13 protein-coding genes are annotated in these 15521 nt (G+C 64.5%); 8 read left to right on the forward strand and 5 right to left on the reverse strand.

The annotated features are described in order from the left end of the window. The first annotated feature begins 30 nt into the window (after positions 1-30). Entirely contained in the window at positions 31-2196 is a 2166-nt protein-coding gene (locus FXB40_RS34750; protein WP_148776794.1) for a malate synthase G, read from the forward strand. An 87-nt stretch (positions 2197-2283) separates the two neighbouring features. Here FXB40_RS34750 and FXB40_RS34755 read toward each other — a convergent pair whose 3' ends face one another. After that, entirely contained in the window at positions 2284-2439 is a 156-nt protein-coding gene (locus tag FXB40_RS34755; protein ID WP_084292245.1) for a Thivi_2564 family membrane protein, read from the reverse strand. Between the two features lie 273 nt (positions 2440-2712). Here FXB40_RS34755 and FXB40_RS34760 point away from each other — a divergent pair, with 273 nt between their 5' ends. Next, complete coding sequence (locus FXB40_RS34760; protein ID WP_148776795.1) at positions 2713-4806, forward strand: methyl-accepting chemotaxis protein; 2094 nt, start codon at positions 2713-2715, stop codon at positions 4804-4806. A 169-nt stretch (positions 4807-4975) separates the two neighbouring features. Next, the gene (locus FXB40_RS34765; RefSeq protein WP_148776796.1) at positions 4976-7069 is read left to right on the forward strand and encodes a methyl-accepting chemotaxis protein; all 2094 of its coding nucleotides are present in this window, start codon (positions 4976-4978) and stop codon (positions 7067-7069) included. 13 nt (positions 7070-7082) lie between these two features. On the opposite strand, the gene FXB40_RS34770 is transcribed toward FXB40_RS34765, so the two are convergent. After that, positions 7083-7736: a DUF2865 domain-containing protein gene (locus tag FXB40_RS34770; protein WP_148776797.1), complete on the reverse strand. Its 654-nt coding sequence runs from the start codon at positions 7734-7736 to the stop codon at positions 7083-7085. Between the two features lie 18 nt (positions 7737-7754). Further along, positions 7755-8525 (reverse strand): L,D-transpeptidase, encoded by a 771-nt coding sequence (locus FXB40_RS34775; protein WP_148776798.1) that lies wholly within the window; start codon positions 8523-8525, stop codon positions 7755-7757. Positions 8526-8734: 209 nt separating this feature from the next. On the opposite strand from FXB40_RS34775, the gene FXB40_RS34780 reads away from it, so the two are divergent. The 5 genes from FXB40_RS34780 to FXB40_RS34800 all read left to right on the forward strand — a co-directional run bounded on the left by FXB40_RS34780 (position 8735) and on the right by FXB40_RS34800 (position 12913). Next, a complete protein-coding gene (locus FXB40_RS34780; RefSeq protein ID WP_148776799.1) occupies positions 8735-9847 on the forward strand; it encodes an AI-2E family transporter in 1113 nt (370 codons plus the stop codon). A 76-nt stretch (positions 9848-9923) separates the two neighbouring features. Beyond that, on the forward strand, positions 9924-10295 hold the full coding sequence (locus FXB40_RS34785; RefSeq protein ID WP_187437351.1) for an ElaB/YgaM/YqjD family protein: 372 nt from the start codon (positions 9924-9926) through the stop codon (positions 10293-10295). 90 nt (positions 10296-10385) lie between these two features. Next, positions 10386-10838, forward strand: coding sequence for a hypothetical protein (locus tag FXB40_RS34790; protein ID WP_148776801.1), 453 nt, complete (start codon positions 10386-10388; stop codon positions 10836-10838). Positions 10839-11027: 189 nt separating this feature from the next. Next, positions 11028-12170: an OpgC domain-containing protein gene (locus FXB40_RS34795; protein ID WP_148776802.1), complete on the forward strand. Its 1143-nt coding sequence runs from the start codon at positions 11028-11030 to the stop codon at positions 12168-12170. A gap of 134 nt (positions 12171-12304) precedes the next feature. Beyond that, on the forward strand, positions 12305-12913 hold the full coding sequence (locus FXB40_RS34800; protein WP_187437352.1) for a TetR/AcrR family transcriptional regulator: 609 nt from the start codon (positions 12305-12307) through the stop codon (positions 12911-12913). Here the strand turns inward: FXB40_RS34800 and FXB40_RS34805 are convergent. Next, positions 12910-14568: a CHASE domain-containing protein gene (locus FXB40_RS34805; protein WP_148776804.1), complete on the reverse strand. Its 1659-nt coding sequence runs from the start codon at positions 14566-14568 to the stop codon at positions 12910-12912. The genes FXB40_RS34800 and FXB40_RS34805 overlap by 4 nt on opposite strands. 300 nt (positions 14569-14868) lie before the next feature. Continuing rightward, positions 14869-15492: an urease accessory protein UreG gene (ureG, locus tag FXB40_RS34810; protein ID WP_148776805.1), complete on the reverse strand. Its 624-nt coding sequence runs from the start codon at positions 15490-15492 to the stop codon at positions 14869-14871. Positions 15493-15521: the final 29 nt, after the last annotated feature.

A 15521-nucleotide genomic window follows, 5' to 3' on the forward strand; every position in this document is an offset into this window, starting at 1 on the left:
AAACAGCCATTTCCAACAAGAAAGACCATCATGAAACGCGTCGACGCCCACGGATTGAAGATCGCCCCCGTCCTTTTCGATTTCATCGCCAAGGAAGCCGCCCCGAAAACCGGGATCGCGCCGGATGCGTTCTGGGCGGGCGTAGCCGCCATCATCAAGGAGCTGGGGCCGAAAAACCGGTCGCTGCTCGCCTTCCGTGACTCGCTGCAGGCCAAGATCGACGACTGGCACCGCGCGGGCAAGGGCAAGGCGTTCGACCTCGACGCCTACACCGCCTTCCTGAAGGAGATCGGCTATCTCGTCGCCGAGCCCGCGACGCAGAAGGTCGAGACTGCCAATGTGGACGAAGAGATCGGCAAGATCTGCGGCCCCCAGCTGGTCGTGCCCCTCACCAACGCGCGCTACGCGTTGAACGCAGCGAATGCGCGCTGGGGCTCGCTCTACGACGCCTTCTACGGCACCGACGCGATCCCTCATGACCCTTCAGAGAGCGGCAAGGGTTACAACAAGGCGCGCGGCGACAAGGTGATCGCCAAGGCCAAGGCGTTCCTCGATGCCGCCGTGCCGCTCGCGACCGGCAGCCACACCGACGTCACCGCCTACAGCGTCGTCGCGGGCCAGCTCGCGGTGAAGCTGAAGAGCGGCAACGCCACTGCGCTGAAGAACGCCGCGCAGTTCGCGGGCTTCCAGGGCGATGCGGCCGCACCGTCCGCTGTGCTGCTCGCCAATAACGGCCTGCATATCGAGGTCAAGATCGACCGCAGCAGCGTGATCGGCAAGGACGATCCGGCCGGCGTTGCCGACATGGTGATGGAGTCCGCGGTATCGACCATCCTCGACATGGAAGACTCGGTCGCCGCCGTCGACGCCGAGGACAAGGTGCTGGTCTATCGCAACACGCTCGGCCTGATGAACGGCACGCTGTCGGCGGACTTCGAAAAAGGCGGCAAGACGTTGACGCGTTCGCTCAACGCCGACCGCAGCTACAAGACGCCGGACGGAAAGGGCGAAGTGAAGCTGCATGGCCGCAGCCTGCTCTTGATGCGCAATTGCGGTCACCACATGTTCACCGACGCGGTGCTGGACGAGGCCGGCGAGGAAGTGCCCGAAGGCCTGCTCGATGCCGTGGTCTCGGGGCTGCTCGCCATTCACGACCTCAAGGGCAACTCGAAGGTCAAGAACAGCCGCACCGGATCGGCCTATATCGTCAAGCCGAAGATGCACGGCCCGGACGAGGTCTCGTTCACCTGCGAGATCTTCGACCGCGTCGAGAAGATGCTGGGCCTGCCTGAGAACACGCTCAAGGTCGGCATCATGGACGAGGAGCGGCGCACGACCGTCAACCTCAAGGCCTGCATCCAGCGCGCTTCCAAGCGCATCATGTTCATCAACACCGGCTTCCTCGACCGCACCGGCGACGAGATCCACACCTCGATGGAAGCGGGTCCGATGATCCGCAAGAACGAGATGAAGGCGCAGGCCTGGATCAAGGCCTATGAAGACTGGAACGTCGACATGGGCCTGATCGACGGCCTGCCCGGCCATGCCCAGATCGGCAAGGGCATGTGGGCTGCGCCGGACAAGATGGCGGACATGCTGCAGCAGAAGCTCGCGCATCCGCAGGCCGGCGCTACCACGGCGTGGGTGCCCTCGCCGACCGCCGCGACCCTGCACGCGCTGCACTATCACCAGGTCAACGTGACCGCGCGCCAGCAGGAGCTGACCAAGGGCGGGCCGCGCGCAAAGCTCTCCGACATCCTCACCATTCCGGTGTCGAAGTCGAACTGGGCGCCCGATGACGTCAAGCAGGAGATCGACAACAACTGCCAGGGCATTCTGGGCTACGTCGTGCGCTGGATCGACCAGGGCGTCGGCTGCTCCAAGGTGCCCGACATCCACGATGTCGGCCTGATGGAAGACCGCGCCACCTTGCGCATCTCCAGCCAGCATCTCGCCAACTGGCTGCACCAGGGCGTCATCACCGAGGCACAGGTGATGGAGTCGCTCAAGCGCATGGCTGTGGTCGTGGACAAGCAGAACGCCGGCGATGCGATCTACAAGCCGATGGCGCCCGCCTTCGACGGCGTCGCCTTCAAGGCCGCCAGCGACCTGATTTTCAAGGGCCGCGAGCAGCCGAACGGCTACACCGAATACATCCTCATCGCGCGCCGCCGCGAGGCGAAGGCACTCGGCTAAAAAGGCGGCGGACTGATAAGGCCGCTTGCTCGAACATCAAAAGCCCCGGCGCAAGCCGGGGCTTTTTTGTTGCGGCGATCACACCCGCTAAAACACCGCGAGATATTTCAGCAGCGACACGATGCCGATGATGATGACCACGACGCGCGCGATCTGCTTGGCGCGGCCGTCCATCGGCAGCATGTTGATGAGATAAAGCACAAGAATGATGACGAGAAAGGTGACGAGTACGCCGACCAACATCGCAAGGCCCCCTTCAGGCAAATTGCTAACGAGATCCTAACGCCTGCCTCTCGCGCCGGTTCCATCCGCGCAACCCATTACAACTTCTAGTAAATGCGTAATTCTACCGGCAGGCTGCCTGCCTAAAACTTTACCCTTTTCGTTTCAGATGCGGAAACCGTACGGCCTGCGTGCCGCGAACGGTATGCGATTGCCGATGCGACCGCCCCCCGTTTCTCGATTTTGCCGGGGCGCCCTTGCCGAACTTTAAAATGGGAATTTGGGGGGACTTCGATGCTCAATCGCCTGACCGTATCCGCACTGTTGAAGGCAGTGATCGCGATCACGTCGATCTGCGTGGTGATCGCGCTCTCGCTCACAGCCTACGAGTCCTGGGATCGCCTCAAGACCGCCAACCGCATCTCAGCGATCGCCGACGCCTCCGCCGATCTGTTCAAGGCGATGCACAATCTGCGCACCGATCGCTCCACCACCTCGCGGCTGCTGGCCGCGACCGATCCGATGGATTCCGAGATCGACAAATATCTTCGCGCCCTGCGCGACGCCCAGATGCCGGCGATGGCACGCGCGCTCGAGCTGTTGCCGAGCATGGACTTCCCGCGATCCGGCACGCTGGTCCCGGAGCTCGCACGCCTCAACAAACTGCTGATCGAGGAGCAGAAGGAGTTCTGGGAGAACGTCGTCAAGCCGAAGGACCAGCGCCGCGCGGGCCTGACCAAGGAATACATGGAGACGACGCAGGGCCTGCTCGACGTTCTCGATAATCTCGGGAACACGCTGGCCGCCACCGTCAACCATCAGGACGCCGAGATCGACCAGCTGCTGTCGATCAAGCAGAACGCCTGGCTGCTGCGCAACACCGCAGGCGAAGGTTCGCTGATCGTCTCGATGGGGCTTGCCGCCGGCAAGATCACGCCGGAAGCCCGCTACAACTATACGCAATATGTCGGCGGCACGAGCGCGATGTGGAAGGCGCTGGAATTGTCGACCTCGGGCATGCAGCTGCCGCCGGCGCTCGCCTCCGCCATGGCCGGAGCCAAGACCGCCTATTTCGATCCGCAATATCTGGCCTTGCGTGACCGCCTCGCGGACACGCTGGTCAAGGGCGAGAAGGCCGAGATGACGGCCAACCAGTGGAGCCCGATCACGGTCGGCCGTATGGCGAGCGCGGTTGCGGTCGCCGAAGCCGCCCTCGACGCCGCCAGGGCGCACACCCTCGATCAACGCGGTGCTGCGCAGCGCGCGCTGATCGTGCAGCTCGTGCTGCTGGCGCTTGCGATCGGCCTTGCCGTCGGCGCGATCATGCTGGTCAGCCGCCGCGTCATCAACCCGCTCAACACCATCCGCGATGCCATGCTCAAGGTCGCCGGCGGTGATCTCGCCGTCGACAGCGGCTATCTCGATCGCCAGGACGAGATCGGCGCCCTTGCCGGCGCGCTGGAGACCTTCAAGCAGCAGGCCACCGAAAAGCTCAAGATCGAGGAGCACGAGCGCGAACGCAACGTTGGAGCTGCCGCGCGCCAGCGCGCAGTGGAAGCCTATGTCGGTGAGTTCGAGGGCGCGGTGCGCAAGACACTCGGCGAGCTGAACGATGCGTCGGGCCAGATGCGCAAGACCTCAGGCGATCTCTCCGCCGTCTCGCGCCAGACCAACGACCGCGTCCAGGTCGCCGGCAAGGCCTCGAATGACGCCTCCATGAGCGTCGACAGCGTCGCCGCCGCCGCCGAAGAGCTCTCAGCCTCGATCAACGACATCAGCCAGCAGGCCGCGCATGCCGCGGGGATCGCCGGTCGCGCCGTCACCCAGGCGCGCGAGACCGACGGCACCGTGCAGGGCCTGCAGAAGTCCGCAGGCCGCATCGGCGAGGTCGTCGGCCTCATCAACACCATCGCGCAGCAGACCAATCTGCTCGCCCTCAACGCCACCATCGAGGCCGCGCGCGCGGGTGAGGCCGGCCGCGGCTTTGCCGTCGTCGCCTCCGAGGTGAAGTCGCTGGCGAGCCAGACGGCGAAGGCGACGGAGGAGATCTCCGAGCAGATCGCCGACATCCAGAAGGTCGCGGGCGATGCGATCAACGCGATCCAGACCATTGGCGGCATCATCGGCGAGGTCAACGAGGTCGCAACTGCGATTGCGGCTGCTGTGCAGGAGCAGGGCGCGGCGACGCAGGAGATCACCCGCAGCACCCAATATGCGGCGCAGGGCACCAAGAACGTCTCGGACAACATCACCGGCGTGAAAGCCGACGCGGATGCAGCAGCCGCGGCCGCAGACAATGTGAAGAGCGCCTCCGAGATGCTGGAGACCCAGAGCAACCAGCTCGGCCACGAGGTCAGCGACTTCCTCGGCAAGATCCGCGCGGCGTAATACGTAATTTTACGGCAGGCACACTGTCTAAGTCTTTACCCTTTTCAGGCCAAATGCGCCGGAGCGCCTGCTGTATGCAGGCGCGTTGATTGCGCGCATCCCTTGGTTTCGAAGTTCGTGGGGCTGCCGTTCCGGGGCACGAACTTCGAAACGCGTACCGGGGTGTCCGATGCTCAACCGCTTGACCGTATCCACGCTGCTGAAAGCGGTGATTCTTTCCACCGCGCTCGTCGTCGTCATCGGCTTCTCGATCAGCGCATGGAGCTCATGGGGCCAGCTGCAGCAGGCCAACCGAATCGTCGGGGTTTCGGCGGCGTCGGCCGAAGTGTTCAAGGCGATGGCCAACATCCGGGCCGACCGCTCGACCAGCAACCGCCAGCTCACCTCCGACGTCCCGATGGACAAGGACATCGAAAAATACATCCGCGATATCCGCGAAGCGCTGATGCCCGCGCTGGCCCGCACGCTCGAGATCCTGCCTTCGATCGAGATGCCCCAGCGCGAGGCGATGGCGACCGACCTCGACCGCTTCAACAAGGCGCTGCTCGCGGCGCAGACCGAATTCTGGACCGAAGCCGCCAAGCCGAAAGCGTCGCGCCGCGCGGCGCTGGCAAAGGAATACACCGACAGCGAGGACGGATTGATGTCGGTGCTCGAGAAGCTGTCGCCGCTTCTTGCCGCGAGCGTCAACCACCAGGACGCCACGATCGACCAGTTGCTGATGATCAAGCAGATGGCCTGGCTGCTGCGCCTGAACGCCGGCGAATCCTCGCTGATCGTCGGCAATGCGCTCGGCAGCGGCAAGATCGCGCCGGAAGTCCAGCTCGCCTACACGAAATGGGTCGGCGGCACCGAGACCGCCTGGAACGCGATCGAGCTCGCCGCGACCGGCATGCAATTGCCGCCAGCGTTGAGCTCGGCGATGTCCGAAGCCAAGTCGACTTATTTCGATCCGCAATATGCCACCACGCGTGACGGAATTATCGCAGCCATCGCCAAGGGCGAGAAAGCGTCGATGACCGCCAACCAGTGGAGCCCCTATTCGGTGCCCCGCATGATGACCGCGGTGAAGCTTGCCGATGCGGCGCTGCAGGCCGCCAAGGATCATTCCGCGACAGAGCGCTCAACCGCCGTCCAGTGGTTGATCGTCAATACCGCCCTGCTCATCGCCGCCATCGTTCTGACCGGGGCCGCAATGCTGGCCGTCAGCCGCCGCGTGATCACGCCGCTGCATCGAATCCGCGATGCCATGCTCAAGGTCGCCGGCGGCGATCTCGGCGTCGACAGCGGCTATCTCGACCGTCACGACGAGATCGGCTCGCTCGCCGGTGCGCTCGAGACCTTCAAGCAGCAGGCGATCGACAAGCTCAAGATCGAGGAGCAGGAGCGCGAGCGCAACGCCGGCGCCGCCGCGCGCCAGCGCGCAGTGGAAGCCTATGTCGGCGAGTTCGAAGGCGTGGTACGCAAGTCGCTCGGCGAATTGAGCGATGCCTCGGCCGAGATGCGCAAGACCTCGGGCGATCTCTCCGCCGTGTCGCGCCAGACCAACGAGCGCGTCGAGGTCGCCGGCAAGGCCTCCAACGACGCCTCCACCAGCGTCGAGAGCGTTGCGGCCGCCGCCGAGGAACTGAGCGCCTCGATCAACGACATCAGCCAGCAGGCCGCCCATGCCGCCGGCATCGCCAGCCGCGCCGTCAACCAGGCGCGCGAGACTGACGGCACCGTGCAGGGGCTGGCGCAATCGGCCGGCCGCATCGGCGAGGTCGTCGGGCTGATCAACACCATCGCGGCGCAGACCAACCTGCTCGCGCTCAACGCCACGATCGAGGCCGCCCGTGCCGGCGAAGCCGGCCGCGGTTTTGCGGTTGTCGCCTCGGAGGTGAAATCGCTGGCGAGCCAGACCGCGAAGGCGACCGAGGAGATTTCGGAGCAGATCTCCGACATCCAGAGGGTCGCGGGCGATGCCATCAACGCGATCCAGGCGATCGGCGGCATCATCGGCGAGGTCAACGAGGTCGCCACCGCAATTGCCGCCGCCGTGCAGGAGCAGGGCGCAGCGACGCAGGAGATCACGCGCAGCACGCAATATGCCGCGCAGGGCACCAAGAATGTCTCCGACAACATCACCGGCGTGAAGGCGGATGCCGACACCGCAGCCGGCGCCGCCGACAACGTCAAGCAGGCCTCGCAGATGCTGGAGACCCAGAGCCGCCAGCTCGGCAATCAGGTCAGCGATTTCCTGGGCAAGATCCGCGCGGCGTAAGGGATTCCGGCCCCTACTCCTTCGCCACCACCGGCACCTGGCGGAATCTGGCCCGCACCGACTCCGGCAATGGGGAGAAGTTCATCGCGATACCGCGGCGATCGTTGGCGTTGCGGTTGGCGACGACAAGGCCGTCGCTACCTGCCACGATATCGCCTTTGCGCAAGGTCGGATCGTCCTCGGCCTTGAGCGAAGCGAGGCCGGCCGGATCCTTGCCGTTGCAGGTACACCCGGACACGATCTCGTTGCGATAGCGGAAGGCGTTCGGCAGGTCGGAATAGGATTTGCCGCTGTCGGTCGTGGCCTCGTCGATGTTGCTGCCATAGACCAGCGAGGTCTCCGACGCCGGGCAGAAGCTCTTGCAGGATTGCGCCTTGCTCTCGGCGTCGTTGCCTTGCGCCGGGAAATAACGCCCGTCACAGCCGCGCACGCAATAGGCCGTGCCGCCACCATAGGACGCGCGCTGGCGTGGCGCGTCGTAGCGCGGCATGTCGTCGCTCGGGAACGGCATCCGGATCTCAGGCGCCAGCCGGGCGCGGAAGCCGCCGAACAGCGCCGAGAAGAAGTCCTCCGCATGCGCCGAAGGCGCCAGCGCAAGGCCGAGGGAAGCGATCGTGACGAACGCGGCCGTTCCGCCAGCGAGCCTGCTGATCGAACGTCTCATCATGTGACCTCACTTAAACTCTTAATCCACCGACGACGCTGAGATGTTCAGCGCCTGGCGCCCCGAGGGCAGCGTCGTCACCGCCGGCCGCTTGCGGAGGGGATCGCCGCCGCGCGCCATCAGCGGCGCATTCTTCGGCAGGACCACGACCTTGGCACCGACATTGACGCGGCTGAAGAGGTCGCTGACGTCCTCATTGGTGAGGCGGATGCAGCCGGACGAGACGAACTTGCCGATCGTGGTCGGATCGTTGGTGCCATGGATGCGGTATTGGCTGGAGCCGAGATACATCGCGCGCGCCCCCAGCGGATTGCCGGGGCCGCCGGCGACGAAGCGCGGCAGATAAGGCTGACGCGCGATCATCTCTGCCGGCGGATGCCAATCCGGCCATTCCGCCTTGCGGGTGATGCTCTGGACGCCCGACCAGGTGAAGCCTTCGCGACCGACGCCGACGCCGTAGCGCATGGCGCGGCCGTTGCCGAGCACATAATAGAGATAGGTGTTGGCGGTATCGATGACGATGGTGCCGGCCGGTTCGTTGCGGTCGAAGCTCACGATCTGCCGGCGCAGCCGATCCGGCAGCGCCGCATCCTCATCCGCGGCCTGCGGCGCCTCGCTCGTGTAGCCCTGCGAATAAGTCTGGTCCTTCGGATAGGCCTGCGGCTGTATCGGCGCGAAACCGAGCGTTTGGGCCTGTGCTGCGAAGGGTACCGTCAGCAACGCTGTCGCAAAGGCAAAAGCGGTGACGACGCGCGGCGAGAAGCTGCGACCGACGACTGAGAATTTTGTCATGTGCTGCCCCGTGTGATGTCTGCATCTTGAGTGATGCGGCTTCACAACAAACGCAGCAGAACCGGTTCAAGTTCCGCCGGCGTCTGCAGCAACAACGTCACAGTCAAGCGAGCGTAACTTCACGAAGCCGCGATGGAACCGTGGCGGCCGTCGGGCGTTTCCCCGATGACCTATGGGCGCCCGGACCCCTCCGTGCGGGGAGAGAAATTGTGCGCGTCCTTCCCGGTGAACGTCTGATTTCCAGCAACGACGAAGGTACCCCGCTTCCCGACAGCCATGCCGAGTTGCCGCCGGTGATCCGGCGTACCGAGTTCGTCGCCTATGCACTCGCGGGCCTGCTCCTGATCGCCATTATCGCGGTGCTCTATTTTGCCAAGGCTTTCTTCCTCCCGGTCGTAATGGCCGTCGTCGCCGGCACTATGTTGTCGCCCGCTGCAAGCTTTCTCGAGCGGCGGCACGTTCCGCGCGCCCTCGGCGCCGTGCTGATCGTAATCGCAGTGACGACGGTGGTCGCCTTCGTTGTTGCACTGATCGCCGTGCCCGCCATGGAGTGGAGCTCACGCCTCCCGGAACTGGGGGCGCAGCTGAAAGAGAAGGCGCACGTGTTCGACCGGCCACTCGCGCTGTGGAAGGAACTGCAAACGATGGTCGGCGGCTCCGATGGCCTGCCGAGTGTCCCCCTGCCGAAAATGGAATGGGTGCAGCCGACGCTGGAATTCGTGTCACCGACCTTCGCTGAATTCCTGCTGTTTTTCGCTACCCTGATCCTGTTCATCGCGAGCTGGCGCGATCTGCGGCGCGCCATGATCATGAATTTCACCGACCGCGACGCGCGGCTGCGCACGCTCCGAATCCTTAACGAGATCGAGGTTCATCTCGGCAATTATCTGCTGACGGTCACGGTCATCAATCTCGGCGTCGGCATCGCCACCGGCATCGTCTGCGCGGCCACCGGCATGCCCAATCCGGCCGGGCTCGGCGCGCTTGCGGCTGCGCTTAACTTCATTCCGATCATCGGACCGGTCGCGATGTTCGTCGTGCTGGCCGTGGTCGGGCTGGTCGCATTCCCGACCATCGGCGGCGGCCTGATGGCGGCCCTCGCCTTCGGCGGTGTCACCTTCCTGGAGGGGCACTTCGTCACGCCGACCATCATCGGCCGCAGGCTGTCGTTGAACGCGCTCGCCGTCTTTATCGCGCTGGCGTTCTGGACCTGGCTATGGGGGCCGATGGGCGCCTTCCTGTCGTCTCCGCTCCTCATCGTGGGGCTGATTCTGAAGGAGCATCTGCTGCCGGAGAAATCGCCGCAATTGCCGCAGGGATGACAGGCTCCGCAAACGGAACTTCCACCACAACCAAACGTTTTCCGCCCATCTCACCGCCAACAGTTCGGAGCTTGTGATGTCAATAACCGATGGCGAAGCCAGGATGAGAGACTGGACCGACAAAGCCACCGCAGAACGCCTCGAGAAGGATGTAGCAGCCGTGAAAAACGATATCGCCGCCCTCACCGACCAGATCACCGACGCGCTCAACACTTTTGCCAACGCCACCGGCAAGCAGGCCCGGCGTGGCTACAAGCAGGCGCGCGACAACGTGGATTCGACGCTCGACGACTTCTCGGAACGCGGCAGCGCGATGATGGGCGCGGCGCAGGACGCCTATGGCTCGATCGAGGAGACACTGGAAGACGCGATCACGCAGCGGCCGCTCGCGACCGTCGGTGTCGCGCTCGGCATCGGCTTCCTGATCGGCTTCGCCTGGCGCCGCTAGGGCGCGCGATGACTTTTGAGGTCACGACGGCCTCCGCCGCCGTGAACGGCACGTGACGAATTGGCTTGTGGGGACCTGAGGAGCAAGACCGTGTTTCAGCGCATCATCGACGGCATCAGCGCATCGACGGGCACGACCATGCGACTGACCTCGCTGGCGGCGGGTGCGGCGTTCGCACTGTTCATCACCACATGCTTCCTCTGCGCGGCGGCCTTCATCTCGGTGCTGGAGAAATACGGTCCCGTGCCGGCCTGCCTTGCGGGCGCCGGCATCTTCTTCCTGCTGACGCTTGCCGCCGCTGGAAGCTATTGGGGCTACAAGCGGGAGATGCGGACGCGTGCCCGCATCGCCGCTGAGCGCGCCGCCAAGGCGGCCCCGAGCATGCTCGCCGATCCCATGCTGATCGCAACGGGCTTGCAGATCGTCCGCGCCATCGGCGTCAAGCGGCTTCTGCCGATCCTGGCCATCGGCGGCGTCGCGCTCGGAATCATGGCAAGCCGCGCCGGCGCTGCCGAAGAGGCATCAGCCGAGCTGGCGGAGTGACGACGGGACCGCGTTAAGAAAGTTGCGCTGCCAACCGGACGAACAAGCCGGAAGGAATTCCACAGCCCATCTCTGCGCAATTTTTCATCAGGCGCGGTAAATCCCCCCTCCTTCACGTAAACGCTACTCGGATAGGCAGGCGGTTGCCGCTAAAAGCATCGCCCGTGATTCCAAAAGTCATTTTCCGCAATGAAGCCGTCCGTCAAGGCTAACCTCGCCGCATTCGACCACGACGCAAGGCTGTATCTGACGCTCGGCGTTGCGACCTGGTCGGTCTTCGTCGATCACATCCCGAACAATGTCGTCAACCTGCTGACGCTGCGCAACTTCGGCTTCAGCGGCGCTGCCGACCTGTTCGTGTTCGTGGTGGGTTATGGCGTCGCCATCATCTACGGCAGGATGGCGCTGGAGCGCGGCTATGTCGTCGCCGCGACGCGCATCTTCGGCCGCGTCTGGCGGCTCTATGCCGCCTATGTCGTGCTGTTCGTGATTTACATCGACACCATCGCCTATGTCGCCTCGCAATCGATGGCGCCGGAGATCATCAGCGACTACAACATCTCAGGCATTCTCGAGCATCCGCTGCGCATCCTGGTCCGCGGTCTCGTGCTTCAGGAAGAGCCGCTCAACCTCGACCTGCTGCAATTGATGATCCCGCTGATGGCCTTCTTTCCGTTTGCCTTGTGGGGGCTGTTGCGGCGGCCGAACGTGACGCTGGCGCTCTCTGTCGCGTTCTATTTCGCGGCGCGCTGGTTCGAGTGGGGTTTCCGGACCTATCCGGACCAGGAATGGACGTTCAATCCGTTCTGCTGGCAGATGCTGATGGTGCTGGGCGGCTGGTTCGCCGTCACCGGCGCGTCAGGCCGCACCTTCCGCAACCTGCCCTGGCTTCGCGTGCTAGCGGGCGCCTATCTCGTGTCGGCGATGGCCATCACCCTGATGCGCCATTCGCCGGCGCTGTCCGTCTACCTACCGGATGTCGTGCTCAACGGCATCTCGCCGGCGGACAAGGAAAACCTCGCGCCTTATCGCGTGCTCCATTTCCTCGCGCTCGCTTTCATCGCGACTCACCTCATCCCGGCCGACCATCCGGGGCTGCAATGGAAACCGCTCCAGATGGTGATCAAATGCGGCGAGGAATGGCTCGCCGTGTTCTGCGTCGGCGTATTCCTATCCTTCGCCGGCCATCTCATCCTGATCACCGGCGCCAATCTGGTCGTGATGCAGATCGGGGTGAGCCTTGCCGGTTTCGCAGCGATGACGGCGGTGGCCTATTATATCTCCTGGTCGAAGCGTCAGGACGGGCCTGCGGCTGTACGGCAGCGGGCCTAGGCCCAAGGCTCTCCCAAGGCTCTCCCAAGGCTCTCGCGCGATTTCGCTAGGCCGGAGACTTCGGCTACGCTATGCGGACGAGGTGGCAGCCTGAAGGAATGGCGGCCTCTGCGCGAGGAGAGTCCAGCTTGGTCATGGCGAAAGGCACGAGCGATACGGCCGAGGGCGCGCCCCGACGCGGCCGGCCGCGCTCGATCGAGACCACCAACGCCATCCTCGAAAGCGCCTATACGCTGATGGCGACCACCGGCCTCGCCGCGACCACGATCGATGCCGTCGCGCGCCATTCCAACGTCTCCAAGATGACGATCTACAAATGGTGGCCGTCGCGGGAAGCGCTGCTGATCGACGCCTTTCTCCATCACGCCGCGCAAATGCTGCCGCTGCCCCCGGTGAGTGCGGGTACGCCCGCGGCGCGCGCGCGCCGCCATGCTGTCGCCTATGCCGAGGCCTTGCAGGGCGAGTTCGGCAAGGTGCAGCTTGCGGTCATCTCCGAATGCATCTCCAAGACCGGCTCGGCGGAGCTGTTCTATGCCCGCTACCTCCAGTTCCGCCGCGACGCACTGGTGGAGATGATCGCGACCGGCCAGCGTGACGGCAGCATTTTGGCCGAGGCTCCGGCGGAGGATCTCTACGACGCCATCTATGGCAGCCTGTTCTATCGTTACGTCTTCGGCATCGCGCCGATCACGTCCGCCTATGCACGCAACCTGGTCGATCTGGTGCTGCGCCCGAAGGGCTAGCGTACCGGCTTCACCGGTTGCGATAGTTTTTCCGTGCGGTCGCGCTCGGTCATATCCACGACCGTCTCCATCGGCGCGGTCAATTCATAGACATAGGAGACATCCGTGAAGTAGCGCTTGGCGGTGCCGCCGAGCGCTTCGGGCGCAACGCGATCGAGCAGGATCAGACCGAAATCCGAATCCGGCCGGCGCGTCGCCTCGCTGGTGTTGAACTCCTCCCAGCGGAAATGAAACACCGTCTCGGGCTCCTCGCCCGTCACCGTCCAGTTTGCGGTGATGTGCGGATGCTTGCCGACCAGCGACAGGCCTTCGTCCGAGTGCGAGGCAAGCTCGAAGAACAGCAGCGACAGGCTCTGGGCGGCGCGCGCGCTGACGGCGATATCCGGGCCACTGACGGCGATGCGATCGGCATGCGGAATGGCGCGCGCTTCGAACAGGCCCTTCAGCTTGACGCCCTGCCACTGGCTCTCGCTGAGCAGCGAGACCACGTTCGACATGGCGTGGATGCGGCCGATCAAGAGCTCGCGCGCGACATCGATGTCCGAGCCGTGGCGCAGCGTGCGCGTCACGATCGACTGGATCACCGCGAGGATGTTCTTGACCCGGTGGTTGAGCTCGTCGATGACCGCCGTCAGCCGCCGCTCGAAGCCGATCCGTACCTGGATCTCGCGGCTGAGCCTTAAGTTATTGTAGGCGACGTAACCGAACAGGCCGCAGACCATCGCGGTGATGGCGAAGCCGATCGCCGCGACGATGATGGCGGTCTGCTCGGCGCGCCGAGCCGAGTTGGTCTTGGCGTAATAGCCGAGCTGCCAGTCGCGGCCGCCGAAGCTGATGGTGCGCGTCGCCGACGGGGCCGGCCCATCCGGCGTCGTCATGCGGGTGGAGACGACGCCCTGGTCGTTGGCAACGAGCTCGCTGCCTTCCTTGCGCGGGTCCTTCAGCGCCACCGAGAACAACGACAGATCGTCATTGGTCAGCATCAGCGAAGCCAGCTCGTAGGAAAAGGTGACGAAGCCGGCCGGCTCGGTGGCGCCCTCGGGTATGACGGGGGCGGCCACGATGACGCCGATCGGCCCGTTGTCGCGCAAGAGCGGTATGGGGTCGGAGGCAACCGACCGCTTCTCGACCCTGGCACGCGTCAGCATGGCGTTGCGAACCGGCTCGTCATCGTAGCTGCGGCCCGGCAGCGCCTTGGTCTCGTCGCTGCGCGGCTCGAGGTCCATCAGCACGTCGATCGGCTGGGTCAGCCTTGCCGGGTTGATCGGCTTGTCGCTGTAGTCACGAATCTGCGGTTTCGGGAAGCCGGCGGCAGCAATCGCGGTCTGCGCCGCAGCGAGCTCGCTCGGCTGCAGTCGGGCGACCCAGCCAGCCACCACGAAATCGGTCTTGAAGGCGTAGATCGCCGAGCGCAGCGGCTCCAGCATGTTGGGCTTCAGCACCGACGGCGCGCGGAACAGGCCTGAGGCGACGCGCGCCAGCAGCTCGCGCTCGGTCGACCTGTCCTGGACGAGGCTCGCATGAACGTCGATCGCGCGGGCCAGCGCAATCCGGTCCAGCGCCAGCTCCTGGTCGTGGACGCGATAGGCCGCAAGCCCGGAGAGCAAGGCCCCGAGCAGAGCGATGAAGCCGATGATGAAACCCAGCCGGACCACGCGACTACTCAGGCGAAGGCAGGAGGTCGGCAATAAACACGGAGCATATCAACGCCGCTCGAACGGCCATGTGCCGAAACAGGGTGGACCCCAGTGGCAGAGATAATGACGGAGGAGGCATCTGTACGCAACTTCGGTCGCCGAAAAAGCTTAATCCGCCCGGCCGATCGTCTGGCCAACAGCGGCTCTGCTCCGGGCACCGGAGGTAGATAATCGCCGTGTCCGAAATTTGTTCCGCTGATGCGGCTTTGCCTCAGACGTTAACGGCGGGAAATGCCTGCGCCATGTCGCCGCGGCCCGTCAGCCCGCCCGCTTCAATCCACCCTTGGTCTCGATGAAGCCGACGATGCGGTCGAGGCCCTCGCTCTTCTTCAGATTGGTCATGACGAAGGGGCGCTCGCCGCGCATGCGCCTGGCATCCGTGTCCATCTTCTCAAGGGAAGCACCGACATGGGGCGCGAGGTCGATCTTGTTGATGACGAGAAGGTCGGAACGGGTGATGCCGGGGCCGCCCTTGGACGGGATCTTGTCGCCGGCGGCAACGTCGATGACGTAGATGGTGAGGTCGGCGAGCTCCGGGGAAAAAGTGGCAGCGAGATTGTCACCGCCGGATTCGATCAGCACGAGATCGAGCCCGGGGAATTTCGCGCGCATGTCGGCGACCGCAGCGAGATTCATCGAGGCGTCCTCGCGGATCGCGGTGTGCGGGCAGCCGCCGGTCTCGACGCCCGCAATGCGGTCCGGCGTCAGCGAGCCCGACCGCACCAGGAATTCCGCATCCCATTTGGTGTAGATGTCGTTGGTGATCGCGGCGATGTCGTAGCGCTCGCGCATGGTCTTGCAGAGCAGATCCATCAGCGCGGTCTTGCCCGATCCAACGGGGCCGCCGACGCCGACACGCAGGGGGCCGTGAGAAGTTGCCATGTAGTTGCTCTCTCTTGATCAGTTGAAGG

The sequence above is a fragment of the Bradyrhizobium rifense genome (assembly GCF_008123425.1).
Classification (GTDB): domain Bacteria; phylum Pseudomonadota; class Alphaproteobacteria; order Rhizobiales; family Xanthobacteraceae; genus Bradyrhizobium; species Bradyrhizobium rifense.

Coding starts and splice junctions, on each gene's coding strand:
- FXB40_RS34750 (WP_148776794.1), top strand. CDS start 31: ATGAAACGCGTCGACGCCCACGGATTGAAGATCGCCCCCGTCCTTTTC.
- FXB40_RS34755 (WP_084292245.1), bottom strand. CDS start 2,439: ATGTTGGTCGGCGTACTCGTCACCTTTCTCGTCATCATTCTTGTGCTT.
- FXB40_RS34760 (WP_148776795.1), top strand. CDS start 2,713: ATGCTCAATCGCCTGACCGTATCCGCACTGTTGAAGGCAGTGATCGCG.
- FXB40_RS34765 (WP_148776796.1), top strand. CDS start 4,976: ATGCTCAACCGCTTGACCGTATCCACGCTGCTGAAAGCGGTGATTCTT.
- FXB40_RS34770 (WP_148776797.1), bottom strand. CDS start 7,736: ATGATGAGACGTTCGATCAGCAGGCTCGCTGGCGGAACGGCCGCGTTC.
- FXB40_RS34775 (WP_148776798.1), bottom strand. CDS start 8,525: ATGACAAAATTCTCAGTCGTCGGTCGCAGCTTCTCGCCGCGCGTCGTC.
- FXB40_RS34785 (WP_187437351.1), top strand. CDS start 9,924: ATGTCAATAACCGATGGCGAAGCCAGGATGAGAGACTGGACCGACAAA.
- FXB40_RS34795 (WP_148776802.1), top strand. CDS start 11,028: ATGAAGCCGTCCGTCAAGGCTAACCTCGCCGCATTCGACCACGACGCA.
- FXB40_RS34800 (WP_187437352.1), top strand. CDS start 12,305: ATGGCGAAAGGCACGAGCGATACGGCCGAGGGCGCGCCCCGACGCGGC.
- ureG (WP_148776805.1), bottom strand. CDS start 15,492: ATGGCAACTTCTCACGGCCCCCTGCGTGTCGGCGTCGGCGGCCCCGTT.